Genomic DNA, 14,392 nt, shown 5'->3' on the forward strand with positions numbered 1-14,392 from the left:
TATACAAGAAGTTCTTTATTCTCGATAATCGCTACATCTTCTTATGTATATATATTACATAAAAAATTCATTTCATGAAAGATAAGAAATGAATTAAATGAAAAAATACTACAATTTCACACATTTTCTGACATTTTCTTTGCATTTCTATTACGTTACGACTCTTATATTTCTTTTTCAACAAACTAGACTTATAATAAAAACAATACATATTTTATTAAGAAAGGACTGTGATTACAAGGCATCATGAAAAAGATAATCATTATTTCTGCCACTACTATTGTAATCGGTATCACTTCTTTCGCTTACTTTGGTTCTAAATCACCACTACAAAATGGGGCAAAAGCTGTCGAAAGTCAACAGCATAGTAATCACCAAAAAGAAGAGATTCCTGCTTTTCCGAAAGCTGATCATAATGCAAAGAAGCTAGACAATGATTTTTCCGTTGTAACAAATCCAGAGTCTAATCTTGTATTAGTTAATAAACATCGAAAACTACCAGACGGATACATACCTGAAGATTTAACAAGACCAAACGTACCATTTACTAGTCCAAAAGATAAAGAAAAAACGCTACTGCGCAAAGATGCTGCAGATGCGCTTGAAAATATGTTTGTAGCGGCAAAGAAAGAAGGACTTGAACTTACAGCTGTATCTGGTTATCGTTCATACAAACGCCAAAAATCATTACATGATACATACGTTAGACGTCAAGGAAAAGCTGAAGCTGATTCAGTAAGTGCCATTCCTGGTACGAGTGAACATCAAACTGGTTTAGCAATGGATATTAGTTCAAAATCTGCTAAATTCCAATTAGAGCCTATTTTTGGAGAGACAGCCGAAGGAAAATGGGTTGCAAAACACGCCCATGAATTTGGCTTTGTCATTCGTTATTTAGAAGATAAAACAGAAACAACAGAATATTCATATGAACCGTGGCATTTGCGCTACGTTGGAAACCCGTATGCTACATACATATATAAACATCATTTAACATTAGAAGAAGCGATGGAAGACAAAAAATAAGAGAGCAAATTGCTCTCTTATTTTTCTTTCACTCTATCATTGTAGTAATTTTTTCTTCCATTCTTCAGGCCATGGTTCGCCTCTTCCCGTTTTTTTCGATGCTTGAACCATCATTCCACGACCAACTAAACAAACTTCTCCTGCCGTATTCTTCACCATGTAATGCAAATCTAAAGAAGAATTCCCAACCGATCCCGCTTTTACATACACCTTCAACTGTTCATCAAAATATATTTGCTTAATAAAATTACATTGTAAATCTGCAACAACGATCATCGTTTCTGAAGATTCATGCGTCCATTCTTGCATAAACCCAAGTTCTTTAAACAATGCGATACGTGCTTCTTCAAAATAGGTAAAGGCAACGACATTATTTACATGCCCAAACATATCTACTTCACCAAAACGAACTTTTACAGGATTGTAAAATGAAAAACCACTTTCCCATCGCTCAAAGTCTTCAATATAAGAAATCCTCTTCATTGTTTCCTCTCCTTTTCGCCTTCAAAATAAACAGAATAAACAGAAAAATAAAGTTATAAATATTGCCTCTTCAACATGAAGAGGCAATATTTATTAATAGTTATTGTCGCTACCAAAGAAATCTTTAAACGATTGAATTGTTGTATCACGGTTTAATGCCGCAATTGAAGTTGTTAATGGAATACCCTTTGGACATGATTGCACACAGTTTTGAGAGTTACCACAGTTTGCAAGTCCTCCATCTCCCATAATTGCACGTAAGCGATCTGCTTTATGCATTTCACCCGTCGGATGTGAGTTGAATAAACGAGCTTGTGATAACGGTGCTGGTCCAATAAAGTCAGATTTACTATTTACGTTTGGACATGATTCTAAGCAAACACCACATGTCATACATTTTGAAAGCTCATAAGCCCATTGACGTTTCTTCTCAGGCATTCTTGGTCCTGGTCCTAAGTCATACGTACCATCAATTGGAATCCAAGCTTTAACGCGTTTTAGAGCGTTAAACATGCGACTACGGTCAACTTGTAAGTCACGTACAACTGGGAATGTCTTCATTGGTTTTAAGCGAATTGGTTGTTCTAACTGATCAATAAGAGCTGTACATGATTGACGTGGTTTTCCGTTAATCACCATCGAACATGCGCCACATACTTCCTCTAAACAGTTCATATCCCATGCAATCGGAGTCGTTTGGTTTCCTTTTGAATCAACAGGATTACGACGAATTTCCATCAGTGCCGAAATAATGTTCATATTTGGACGATATGGAATTTCAAACTCTTGGTCAAACTCTTGTGCATCTGGTCCATCTTGTCTCGTAATGATGAGGCGGATTGTTTTCTCAGACATGTTGCTTATCCCCCTTCTCTTCACCCTTAGCAGCTACATCATGTTTTGAAGAATAGTCACGTTTACGTGGTTTAATTAGTGAAACATCCACTTCTTCGTAATGGAATGCTGGTGCATTCCCTTCTCCTTCAAATTTCGCCATCGTAGTTTTTAAGAAGTTTGCATCATCACGATTTGGGAATTCAGGTTTGTAATGCGCCCCGCGGCTCTCATTACGGTTATATGCGCCAATTGTAATAACACGTGCTAACTCAAACATATTTGCAAGTTGGCGTGTAAATGAAGCACCTTGGTTACTCCATCTCGCTGTATCGTTAATGTTAATGCGTTTGTAACGCGCCATTAACTCTTCAATTTTCGCATCAGTTTCTAGTAGCTTTTTATTTTCACGAACTACTGTAACGTTATCTGTCATCCATTCTCCAAGCTCTTTATGAAGAACATATGCATTTTCGTTACCATCAAGCGTTAAAATATTGTTAAATTTCTCTGTTTCGATTAATTCATTTTGCTCATATACAGTAGATGAAACAGCATCAGACGATTTAGAAAGACCTTTCATATACTCAATCGCGTTCGGTCCTGCTACCATACCACCGTAAATTGCTGATAATAGTGAGTTCGCACCAAGGCGGTTACCACCGTGCATAGAATAATCACACTCACCTGCTGCAAATAAACCTGGAATACTTGTCATCTGCTTATAATCAACCCATAGTCCGCCCATTGAATAGTGAACTGCTGGGAAGATTTTCATTGGTAGTTTACGAGGATCATCACCTGTAAACTTCTCATAGATTTCAATAATTCCACCAAGTTTAATATCTAGTTCTTTCGGATCTTTATGAGAAAGATCTAAGTACACCATGTTTTCACCGTTAATACCTAGTTTTTGCTCTACGCAAACGTCAAAGATTTCACGCGTTGCAATATCACGAGGTACAAGGTTTCCGTAAGCCGGATATTTTTCTTCTAGGAAGTACCATGGTTTACCATCTTTATATGTCCAAACACGGCCACCTTCACCACGTGCAGATTCACTCATAAGACGTAATTTATCGTCTCCAGGAATTGCCGTTGGATGAATTTGAATGAACTCGCCGTTTGCATAATATGCGCCTTGTTGATATACAGCAGAAGCTGCTGTACCTGTATTAATAATAGAGTTAGTTGATTTTCCAAAGATGATGCCAGGGCCCCCTGTTGCCATAATCACAGCATCAGCTTGGAAACTTTTAATCTCCATTGTTTGTAAGTCTTGTGCAACGATTCCTCGGCACACACCTTCGTCATCAACAACAGCTCGTAAGAAATCCCAACCTTCATATTTCGTTACAAGTCCTGCTACTTCGTGACGACGTACTTGCTCATCTAATGCGTATAGTAATTGCTGTCCAGTTGTTGCACCAGCAAATGCTGTACGGTGATGTTGTGTTCCACCAAAACGACGGAAATCAAGAAGTCCTTCTTCCGTACGATTGAACATAACACCCATACGGTCCATTAAATGAATGATACCAGGTGCTGCTTCACACATTGCTTTAACTGGTGGTTGGTTCGCTAAGAAGTCCCCACCATAAATTGTATCGTCAAAGTGGATCCATGGAGAATCCCCTTCACCTTTCGTATTTACGGCACCGTTAATTCCACCTTGGGCACATACAGAATGCGAACGTTTTACTGGTACTAAAGAAAACAGTTCAACATTTACTCCTGCTTCCGCCGCTTTAATCGTTGCCATTAAGCCAGCCAAGCCACCGCCGACTACTATAAGTTTCCCTTTCATGCTCTCCCACTCCTTACTGGTTTGCTAGCTGTGGATCGATGAACGCTAATAATGCACTCACACCTACATAAGATAGACCTAAGAATATAGCTAATGTTACATAAGTAGAGATTCTTTGTGAACGTGGAGATACTGTAATTCCCCAGCTGATGCAGAATGTCCATAGTCCATTTGCAAAGTGGAAAATTGTTGAAACAACACCAACTAAGTAGAATGCAAACATAGCTGGATTGTTTAAAATATCTGCCATCATATCATAGTTTACCTCTTTACCTAGCATTGCTTGAATACGAGTTTCCCAGACGTGCCAAGAAATGAAAATCAGTGTAACGATACCTGAAATTCTTTGGAAGACGAACATCCAGTTACGGAAATAACCGTAAGAAACCGCATTGTTCTTAGCTGTAAATGCAATATATAAGCCATATATAGCATGGTACAGTATCGGTAAAAAGATGATGAAAATCTCTAGCGCATACCGGAATGGAAGGAGCTCCATAAAGCCTGCAGCTTTGTTAAAAGCCTCTGCTCCTCGTGTTGCAAAGTTGTTCACAATTAAATGTTGCGTCAAAAAGACACCAACCGGGATGACCCCCATTAATGAGTGCCACTTACGAAACGTATACTCGCGGCCTTTCATGTCCCCATTACCCCCCTTGAATGTTTGACTGCTGTTTTCAGATTAGTTTACAACAATAATGTTTTTTCACTATTGGCATAAGAAAAACTGAAAAAATTATTCGAAATATTTCAGCATAATTTGATACCAAGTTCATTTTACTCCTATTTTTGTCGAAGCGTCAAGAAAACGTATACATAATTTGCATATAATTTGCCAATTCTTTTTTTCTTCTTATATATTCAGATTTACCCAAAGAAAAATCTGTTTTTATAAATGCAAAATGTTATATAATAATCCCTATAGAAAGAGGGGAATATTGTGAGTAAAAATACAATCGATACAACATCTTTAGAAGATGTTTCATTGAACGCCTTCGCTTATGAATTGCTACGTGAAGAATTACTACCTGATTTAATCGGTAACGATTTAGATGGTATTTTATACTGGTCTGGTAGAAACCTTGCAAGAAAATATCCACTAGAAACAATTGAAGAAGTCATTCAGTTCTTTGAAAAAGCTGGCTGGGGCACTTTAAGCATTATTGAACATAAGCGTCGTGAAATGCAGTTCCAACTTAAAGGCACACTCATCGCTGAACGTCAAAAACAAAACAGACATTCTTCTTATCAATTAGAAGCTGGATTCATCGCTGAACAAATTCAAAAGCAACGAAACGTCGTTGCAGAGTCCTATGAAGAAAAGAAAAAACGTTCAGACTCTATTACATTTCTTGTGAAATGGGATATAAAAGATCTCATTGAAGTGTAGCATTACCTACAGTCAACTAGACATATAAGTTTAGTTGACTTTTTTGTATTTTCATTCAGTTAGGTTTATTTTAAATCTTCAGAAATTATACCAGAAAATAGAAGACGTTGTAAACTACAACGTCTTCTTATCCGCTAAATAAGTATAAATCGTCTCTGCGACATTTTTCGGCATACCCGCTTCGACAAATTCCGTTACAGAAGCTTCTTTCATCTTTTTTAGTGACCCAAAATGTTTCAACAATATCTTTTTTCGTTTATCTCCAATTCCAGGAATATCATCCAGTGCTGATTGAATGACAGATTTCCCGTGTAATTGACGATGGAATGTAATCGCAAATCGATGCACTTCATCTTGAATGCGCTGCAATAAATAAAATTCTTGGCTATTTCGCTCAAGCATCACAGGTTCAGGTGGATCTCCAATAATTAAATGGGAGGTTTTATGTTTGTCATCTTTTACAAGCCCTGCCATCGGAATATATAAACCGAGTTCGTTTTCTAGAACATCGCTTACAGCTGCCAGATGACCTTTTCCACCATCAATAATGATTAAATCTGGTAAAGGCAAACTCTCTTTCAATGCCCTTGTATAACGGCGTCTCACAACTTCTCTCATAGACTCATAATCATCTGGTCCTTGAACCGTTTTAATTTTATATTTCCTATATTCTTTCTTAGCTGGTTTCCCATCGATAAAAGCAATCATTGCAGAAACAGGATTTGTCCCTTGAATATTTGAGTTATCAAACGCCTCAATACGATAAGGTGTTTCAATCCCAAGCTGCTTCCCTAAATGATCTACCGCTTTAATCGTTCGCTCTTCATCACGTTCAATTAAGTAGAATTTCTCTTCAAGAGCAATCTTCGCATTTTTATTTGCTAATTCTACAAGATCTTTTTTCTTACCACGTTTCGGCTGTGTCGCTTCAACTTCTAAAAAGCGCTCTACTAACTCTGAGTCTATACTTCCTGGAACGACAATTTCCTTCGGCTTAAAATGACTGCTGTTCTCATAAAATTGACCGATAAACGTTAAAAATCCCTCTTCTGGTTCATCGTAAATTGGAAACATAGAAACATCACGTTCAATTAGCTTTCCTTTTCGAACGAAGAAAACTTGAACACACATCCATCCTTTATCAACTGCATACCCAAACACATCACGATCCACTAAGTCACTCATAATCATCTTTTGTTTTTCCATAATCGCATCGATATGAGCAATTTGATCACGTAACTCTTTTGCACGTTCAAATTCTAGTTTCTCTGAAGCTTCATACATCTTTGTTTCTAATTCTGAACGAACTTCTTTATGTCCACCATTTAAAAACTTAATAATTTCATCTACAATTTCTTTGTTTTGTTCTTCCGTCACTTCTTTCACACAAGGCGCTAAACATTGACCCATATGATAATATAAACAAACTTTATCTGGCATATTTGAGCACTTACGAAGCGGATACATACGATCTAGCAGCTTTTTCGTTTCATGAGCTGATTGTGCATTCGGATAAGGACCAAAATACTTTCCCTTATCCTTTTTTACATTTCGCGTAATAAGTAATCGCGGCTGTTTCTCAGCTGTAATTTTAATAAAAGGATATGTTTTATCATCTTTTAATTGAATATTATATTTTGGATCATGTTTTTTTATTAAGTTTAACTCTAAAATGAGAGCCTCTAGATTTGAGGAGGTTACAATATATTCAAAATCTACAATTTCTCCTACAAGCCGTAGTGTTTTTCCATCATGTGAACCAGTAAAGTACGAGCGCACACGATTTTTAAGCACTTTTGCCTTTCCGACATATATAACCGTTCCTTGCTTATCTTTCATTAAATAACAACCAGGTTGATCTGGTAAAATAGCCAATTTTTCTTTTAAATGTTCGTGCACTCGTTACCCTCCATTTCTACATGCTTAGCATCTTTATTTTCACATGAAAACATACTATGCCAAAACACCCAACATACGTTCTTTTATTGTAACGGAAAGGTGTAAAAAAGGAAAATAAAAAAGGCTACCAAATGGTAGCCCTTTATTTTAGAAGTGTTTAGAAACTAATTCTACTAATGCTTCTTTCGGTTTGTAACCTAACGTTTGATCAACTACTTTACCGTCTTTTAATACGAAAAGAGCTGGAATGCTCATTACTTCGAATTGACGAGCAGTTTCTTGGTTTTCATCCACGTCTACTTTTACTACTTTTACTTTTTCGCCTAATTCTGCATCAATTTCCTCTAATACAGGAGCGATCATTTTACAAGGTCCACACCAAGGTGCCCAGAAATCTAATAATACAACACCTTCGCTAGTTTCAGCTGCGAAGCTTTGGTCATTTGCATTTACAATTGCCATTTTATTTCCTCCTTCAAGTATATTCTACCAAGAGTATATCATTAACTTATATACGTGGCGAATAATATGTATCGTTATGTATTGTAACAAAAAAGTGTTCCTTTATACTATATAAAAATACGGATTAAATACTAAAAAGATGAGAGACAGGGGATCTCTCACCTTTTCTATATATAGGGGTACTTCACTTGGAACTCAAGGGTACTCAAATCATGAATGTACTTTTAACTTTTTAAACTCTTCTGTTAAAAGAGGTAAGACTTCAAATAGATCGCCAACAATACCATAGTCAGCTACTTTGAAGATACTTGCTTCTGGGTCTTTATTAATCGCAACGATTATTTTTGAGTTAGACATACCAGCTAAATGCTGAATCGCACCAGAAATACCGCATGCAATGTATAAGTCTGGCGTAACAACTTTACCAGTTTGACCAATTTGTAATGAGTAATCGCAATACTCAGCGTCACAAGCACCACGAGATGCTCCAACAGCGCCGCCTAATACGTCAGCTAACTCTTTTAATGGCTTGAATCCTTCTTCACTCTTCACACCGCGTCCACCAGCGATAATAACTTTCGCTTCAGAAAGGTCAACACCTTCTGCCGTCTTACGGACGACATCTTGAATAATTGTACGTAAATCTTTCACATCTACTGTAATAGAAGACACGTCACCACTGCGAGACTCATCTTTTTCAAGCGTCGCAATGTTATTTGGACGCACTGTCGCAAATAAGATACCGTCTGTTACAATCTTCTTCTCAAACGCTTTACCAGAGTAAATTGGACGAGTAAAGATAACATTTCCACCTTCAACATCTAAAGCAGTTACGTCAGAAACTAGACCAGCTTCAAGCTTCGCTGCTAATTTTGGTGATAAATCTTTACCCAGTGCTGTATGTCCAAATACAATACCTTCTGGCTTTTCTTCAGCATATACAGCTGAAAATGCTTGTGCATAACCATCAGATGTATATGATTTTAATTTATCATTTTCAACTGTCACAACGCGATCTGCACCGTAATGAATCAATTCATTTGCAAAAGAGGCAACGCTGTCTCCAACTAGAAGACCTACTACTTCACCGCCTTCTGCAATTGTTTTTGCTGCTGCTACCGCTTCAAACGAAACGTTACGTAGCGATCCATCACGAACCTCACCCATTACTAATACTTTACGAGCCATAGATTTTCCCTCCTGCATATATAATTTCGTATTTTATTAGATTACTTTCGCTTCTGTATGGAGCAACGATACAAGTTCTTTTACTTGATCTTGCAGCTCGCCTTGTAACACTTTTCCTGCATCTTTCTTAGGAGGCAAATAGATTTCAATTGTTTTTGTCTTTGCTTCCACATCATCTTCTTCTAAATCTAAATCATCTAATTCTACTTCTTCTAGTGGCTTTTTCTTCGCTTTCATAATACCTGGAAGCGATGGATAACGAGGTTCATTTAAACCTTGTTGTGCTGTTACTAAAACTGGTAATGAAGTTTCAATCACTTCCGTATCACCTTCAACATCACGCTCAATCTTCACGTTTGTACCGTCAATTTCAAGTTTTGTAATTGTCGTTACGTACGGAATATTTAACGCTTCTGCTACGCGTGGACCAACTTGTCCAGATGCACCATCAATTGCAACGTTCCCGCCTAAAATTAAATCTACATCTTTATCTTTTAAATATTCAGCAAGTACTTTTGCTGTCGTGAACTGGTCACCATTTTCCACATCATCTTCAATATTAATTAATACCGCTTTATCGCAGCCCATCGCTAATGCCGTACGAAGTTCTTTCTCACTATCTTCGCCACCGACTGTTACAACAGTAACTTCGCCACCTTGTGCGTCTCTTACTTGAATTGCTTCTTCAATCGCATATTCGTCGTAAGGGTTGATGATGAATTCCGCTTCGCCATCGTAAATTGCACCGTTTTTAATTACGATTTTTTCTTCTGTATCAAATGTTCGTTTCATGAGTACGTAGATGTTCATTCCATTTACCCCCTTGTTTTTCAGAAAGATTCTATCAATTTTAATTTTCTGTTAATTTATATTAAAAAAATAATTGAACTACCTGCCACTAAATGAAGGCTTACGTTTTTCTAAAAACGCTGCTACACCTTCTCTTCCATCTTCACCCGTAAATACTTCACCAAAGATTTGAGCTTCGCGTTGTACACCTTCATAATAATGAGACGATTTCGTCGTTTGCAATAACTCTAGTACAGCACGAGTCGTCGCTGGGCTTTTTCCAGCAATCTGTTTTGCAACTTTAAGCGTATCATCTAAAAATGTTTCTTCAGCAAAAACTCCGTTAACAAGTCCCCATTTTAGTGCTTCTGCACCAGTAATCGGTGTACTTGTTAACATCATTTCACAAGCTTTCGCTTTCCCAACATAACGTGGTAATCGCTGTGTACCTGCAAATCCAGGAATTAATCCAAGTGTTAATTCAGGTAAACCAAGTTTTGCACTTTCAGTTGCAAAGCGCATGTGGCAAGACATAGCAAACTCAAGGCCGCCGCCAAGTGCCGCTCCATGAATTGCCGCGATAACTGGTTTTGAACATTTTTCAACACGCTCAAACGTAACTTGTCCAAGCTGCGCTAATTCTGTCGCTTGCTTCGCTTCAGTAACAGATGTAAATTCTTTAATATCTGCTCCCGCCGAGAAGAAGCGCCCTTCACCGTGAATAACAACAACACGAATGTTATCATCCTTCTCCACTTGATCAATTAATTCAGTAACATCATGCATAACTTGTGAAGACATCGCGTTTGCCGGCGCATGATTTAACGTCGCTACCGCGATATGATCTTCAACTCTTACAGATAGGAATTTCAACATGATCCCTCCCATTATTGACGATAACCACAAGCTGCAATAAGTAGCCCATGTACCGTTTTTGAAAGTGCGACCAGATCATACTTATGATCGCTCATTACCCAATTGGTCACAACTTCATCTACTGTTCCAAAGATCATTTGTCTTGCCACGCGAACATTTAAATCCGCTTGGAATTCACCTTGCTTTATACCTGTCTCCAAAATCTCATCCATAACTTGTAAGTAGCCTTTTAATACTTCATTTATTTTCAGGCGTAAGTCTTGATTGGACTGTCTTAGCTCTAATTGTGTAACGATAGCAAGAGGATCATTTTGTGATAACAGCAAGAAGTGCGTTTCTACCAACATGAATAACTTCGATACAGCGCTTTCAATTCCTGCTGTTTTTTGACGAATTGTTTCGACAAAATCTCCCATCTTCTCTTGGAATAAGGATATTAATATATCTTCTTTATTTTTAAAATATAAATAAATCGTGCCATCAGCTACCCCAGCTTGCTTTGCTATTTTAGAAACTTGCGCTTGGTGGTACCCATTCTCCGCAATCACAATGACTGCCGCATCAATAATTTGATTGTATTTTGGTCTATTTTTCTTCACTTTACTGTCCCCTTCAAGAAGATGACTGAATGAATAGTCATTCATATTCTTATAATACTGACTATTTAGAAAAGTGTCAATCCTATTTTTTCAAAAAGAAAGGGCCTTAGCCCGTTTGCTCATCCTCATTTTTTCTTTTCTCTTCATCTATTAGGACACGGCGTAAAATTTTTCCGACTGTCGTTTTCGGCAGTTCATCTCTAAACTCATATACTTTCGGCACTTTATAAGCCGCTAAATATTTACGCGCAAACTGGTTTAATTCTTCCTCAGAACACTCCGCACCTTCTTTTAACACAACAAATGCTTTAACTGTCTCTCCCCGGTACGGATCGGGAACTCCAATCGTCACTACTTCTTGCACTTTTTCATGCTCATATAATACTTCTTCTACTTCGCGAGGATACACATTAAATCCACTCGCAACAATCATATCTTTCTTACGATCTTTCACATAGAAAAATCCATCTTCATCCATGTAACCAACATCCCCTGTATGAAGCCATCCGTCTTGTAATACAGCTGCTGTTTCTTCTGGCTTATTCCAATACCCTTTCATAATTTGAGGACCCTTTACAACAATTTCACCAATTTCACCCGGAGGTAAAGCCTCTCCAGTTTCAAGTGACATAATGTTTGCCTCTGTATCTGGCCACGGCACACCAATACTTCCTGGCACGCGTTTTTCCCACAAAAAATTCCCATGTGTAACTGGCGACGACTCCGTTAATCCATAACCTTCTACCAATTTCCCACCTGTAACTCTCTCAAACTCTTCCTGTACTTCTACAGGAAGCGGGGCAGATCCACTAATACAAGCTTGAATAGAAGAAATATCATATTCTTTTAAGAGGGGACTATTTAATAGAGCAATATAAATGGTCGGTGCCCCTGGAAATAGTGTGACTTTATGTTTTTTTATCGCTTCAAAAACCATTTTCATATCAAACTTCGGAATCAGCACCATTTTATATCCTTGCATAATACTTAAATTCATTACAGCTGTCATCCCATACACATGAAAGAACGGAAGGACACCAAGAATTACTTCTTCCCCTTCTTTACAATTATATAGCCAATGAGCTCCCATTAAAGTGTTCGAAACAAGGTTTTTATGCGTCAACATAACGCCTTTCGGAAATCCAGTTGTTCCTCCAGTGTACTGTAAAAGAGCTAGATCATTTTCAGGATCACAAGGCACTTCAACATTAACATTACTTTCTCGTTCTACTGATTTCCATAGATGAATCGTTTCGCTTTCCGACACATCCACAACAAGATTTGCCTGCTTTTTTTGTACAAATGGATAAAGTAAATTTTTAGGGAAGGGTAAAAAGTCCGCAATCCGAGTTACGATAATATGTTCAATTTTTGTAGCAGATTGAACATTCGTTACTCTTGGAAACACTAAATCGAGACAAAGAATTACTTTTGCTCCCGAATCATGAAGCTGGTATTCTAATTCTCTTTCTGTATATAGTGGATTTGTTTGTACTACGATACCTCCCGCAAGTAATGTACCATAATAACCAATTACAGATTGCGGACAGTTTGGCAACATAATAGCAACTCGATCACCCTTTTCCACACCGAGTTTTTGAAGATAATTTGCAAACCTCTTCACCTTATCGTGGAAGTCTGAAAATGTAATATCCTTCCCTAAAAAGTGAAGCGCTTTCTTTTCTGGATAACGTGAAGCCACCTGTTCCACATATCCATGAAGCGGCTGAATATCATAAGAAATCGTACTTGGAATTTCTTCTGGATAACTTTTCAACCATGGTTTTTCCACCTTCATTCCCCCTTCAAATACATAAAAATAAATGAATGTTCATTCATGATGGTTGTTTTCATTATATTATAGTCGCCATAACGTTACAATCATAATATTCTGACTTTTATATAACTATGCTTCACTCCATTAACTTCTTATTATATGTATAAACTCTCCTAATCTTAAAAGAATAAGAGAGTTATTATTTAGCTTAACCTTATTATCGTTAACACAGCTCCTGGTGTAGTTGTTGATAATGTTGCAACAGCTAACAAACCAAATAGTTGCAAACTAATGGCACTTCCAGCCGCAAGAGTCGTAATAATTGTTGCACTAAATGATGTAGTTGCTAACGCAGGAGAATTGATCGTTCCAGCAAGAGGTGCACCATTAATTGTAATCCGCGAACTGACTAATAATGAAGCCGTTATATTAATCGTATATGAAATATAATAATTCCCCGCATTTGCAGCCGTAAATACTGTATTCCCCCCAGAAACAGTAATACCTGGACCAATATTTTGATTATTCGGAAGCGGGACATTCGTTCCACCAAGAAGTACCGATATCGCTGTTCCCGATGTATTATTTGCAAAAGCGTATGTTGCAGTTATACTTGTGCCAGTTGCCCCCGTGTCTCCTGTTGCTCCTGTTGGACCTGTTGGACCTGTTGCTCCTGTTGCTCCCGTTATTCCCGTCGCTCCTGTTGGACCCGTTATTCCCGTCGCTCCTGTTGGACCTGCTGCCCCTGTTATTCCTGTTGCTCCTGTTGCTCCCGTCGGACCCGTTGAACCTGTTATTCCCGTCGCTCCCGTTGGACCTGTTGCCCCTGTTATTCCCGTCGGACCCGTTGAACCTGTTATTCCCGTCGCTCCTGTTGGACCTGTTGCCCCTGTTATTCCTGTTGCTCCCGTCGGACCTGTTGCCCCTGTTATTCCCGTCGCTCCCGTTGGACCTGTTGCCCCTGTTATTCCCGTCGCTCCCGTTGGACCTGTTGCCCCTGTTATTCCCGTCGCTCCCGTTGGACCTGTGTCACCTGTTAGGCCCGTTGCTCCCGTTGGGCCTGTGTCACCTGTTGGACCCAGCTTAGGAACTGTCCCATCACAACTAAAACAGCATGAATCAACATGTACACCATTTTGATTATTACACCCACAATATCCATTTATATTATTGCTCCATGAAGACATGTTGATCACTTCCTTTACGTTCGATCTTTTAAGTAAAATCACCAAGTTAGAAAACACCTATCTAAATAACAAAAA

At 38.2% G+C, this 14,392-nt stretch carries 14 protein-coding genes; 2 read left to right on the forward strand and 12 right to left on the reverse strand.

Annotated features, from left to right (window positions below):
* The first annotated feature begins 246 nt into the window (after positions 1-246).
* Positions 247-1,026 carry a M15 family metallopeptidase gene (locus QCI41_RS13055; RefSeq protein ID WP_000720198.1) on the forward strand — a complete coding sequence of 260 codons (780 nt, stop codon included), beginning with the start codon at positions 247-249 and terminating at the stop codon, positions 1,024-1,026.
* A gap of 36 nt (positions 1,027-1,062) precedes the next feature.
* Here QCI41_RS13055 and QCI41_RS13060 read toward each other — a convergent pair whose 3' ends face one another.
* The 4 genes from QCI41_RS13060 to sdhC form a co-directional block, all read right to left on the reverse strand.
* A complete protein-coding gene (locus QCI41_RS13060) occupies positions 1,063-1,509 on the reverse strand; it encodes an acyl-CoA thioesterase (RefSeq protein ID WP_000822751.1) in 447 nt (148 codons plus the stop codon).
* A gap of 93 nt (positions 1,510-1,602) precedes the next feature.
* Positions 1,603-2,364, reverse strand: a complete 762-nt coding sequence (gene sdhB / locus QCI41_RS13065) for a succinate dehydrogenase iron-sulfur subunit (protein ID WP_001291830.1) — start codon at positions 2,362-2,364, stop codon at positions 1,603-1,605.
* Positions 2,357-4,150, reverse strand: coding sequence for a succinate dehydrogenase flavoprotein subunit (gene sdhA / locus QCI41_RS13070; protein WP_000676749.1), 1,794 nt, complete (start codon positions 4,148-4,150; stop codon positions 2,357-2,359). The genes sdhB and sdhA overlap by 8 nt, the downstream gene beginning before the upstream one ends.
* A 13-nt stretch (positions 4,151-4,163) precedes the next feature.
* Complete coding sequence (gene sdhC, locus QCI41_RS13075; protein ID WP_000678354.1) at positions 4,164-4,790, reverse strand: succinate dehydrogenase cytochrome B558; 627 nt, start codon at positions 4,788-4,790, stop codon at positions 4,164-4,166.
* A 300-nt stretch (positions 4,791-5,090) separates the two neighbouring features.
* Between sdhC and QCI41_RS13080 the strand changes: the two genes are divergently transcribed.
* Entirely contained in the window at positions 5,091-5,540 is a 450-nt protein-coding gene (locus QCI41_RS13080; RefSeq protein ID WP_000042225.1) for a YslB family protein, read from the forward strand.
* Positions 5,541-5,654: 114 nt separating this feature from the next.
* Here QCI41_RS13080 and uvrC read toward each other — a convergent pair whose 3' ends face one another.
* The 8 genes from uvrC to QCI41_RS13120 form a co-directional block, all read right to left on the reverse strand.
* Positions 5,655-7,439 (reverse strand): excinuclease ABC subunit C, encoded by a 1,785-nt coding sequence (gene uvrC, locus QCI41_RS13085; protein ID WP_000544269.1) that lies wholly within the window; start codon positions 7,437-7,439, stop codon positions 5,655-5,657.
* A gap of 147 nt (positions 7,440-7,586) precedes the next feature.
* The gene (trxA, locus tag QCI41_RS13090; protein WP_001018944.1) at positions 7,587-7,901 is read right to left on the reverse strand and encodes a thioredoxin; all 315 of its coding nucleotides are present in this window, start codon (positions 7,899-7,901) and stop codon (positions 7,587-7,589) included.
* 210 nt (positions 7,902-8,111) lie between these two features.
* Positions 8,112-9,089, reverse strand: a complete 978-nt coding sequence (gene etfA / locus QCI41_RS13095) for an electron transfer flavoprotein subunit alpha (protein ID WP_000101967.1) — start codon at positions 9,087-9,089, stop codon at positions 8,112-8,114.
* A 36-nt stretch (positions 9,090-9,125) separates the two neighbouring features.
* A complete protein-coding gene (gene etfB, locus QCI41_RS13100; protein ID WP_001029035.1) occupies positions 9,126-9,899 on the reverse strand; it encodes an electron transfer flavoprotein subunit beta in 774 nt (257 codons plus the stop codon).
* 78 nt (positions 9,900-9,977) lie between these two features.
* Entirely contained in the window at positions 9,978-10,754 is a 777-nt protein-coding gene (locus QCI41_RS13105) for an enoyl-CoA hydratase (RefSeq protein WP_000911294.1), read from the reverse strand.
* 11 nt (positions 10,755-10,765) lie between these two features.
* Positions 10,766-11,353: a fatty acid metabolism transcriptional regulator FadR gene (locus tag QCI41_RS13110; RefSeq protein ID WP_000742213.1), complete on the reverse strand. Its 588-nt coding sequence runs from the start codon at positions 11,351-11,353 to the stop codon at positions 10,766-10,768.
* Between the two features lie 106 nt (positions 11,354-11,459).
* On the reverse strand, positions 11,460-13,145 hold the full coding sequence (locus QCI41_RS13115) for a long-chain-fatty-acid--CoA ligase (RefSeq protein ID WP_353837337.1): 1,686 nt from the start codon (positions 13,143-13,145) through the stop codon (positions 11,460-11,462).
* 188 nt (positions 13,146-13,333) lie between these two features.
* Positions 13,334-14,317, reverse strand: a complete 984-nt coding sequence (locus QCI41_RS13120; RefSeq protein ID WP_353837336.1) for a BclA C-terminal domain-containing protein — start codon at positions 14,315-14,317, stop codon at positions 13,334-13,336.
* Positions 14,318-14,392 lie beyond the last annotated feature (75 nt).

This window comes from Bacillus cereus group sp. MG4, assembly GCF_040460055.1.
Taxonomy (GTDB): Bacteria; Bacillota; Bacilli; order Bacillales; family Bacillaceae_G; genus Bacillus_A; species Bacillus_A wiedmannii.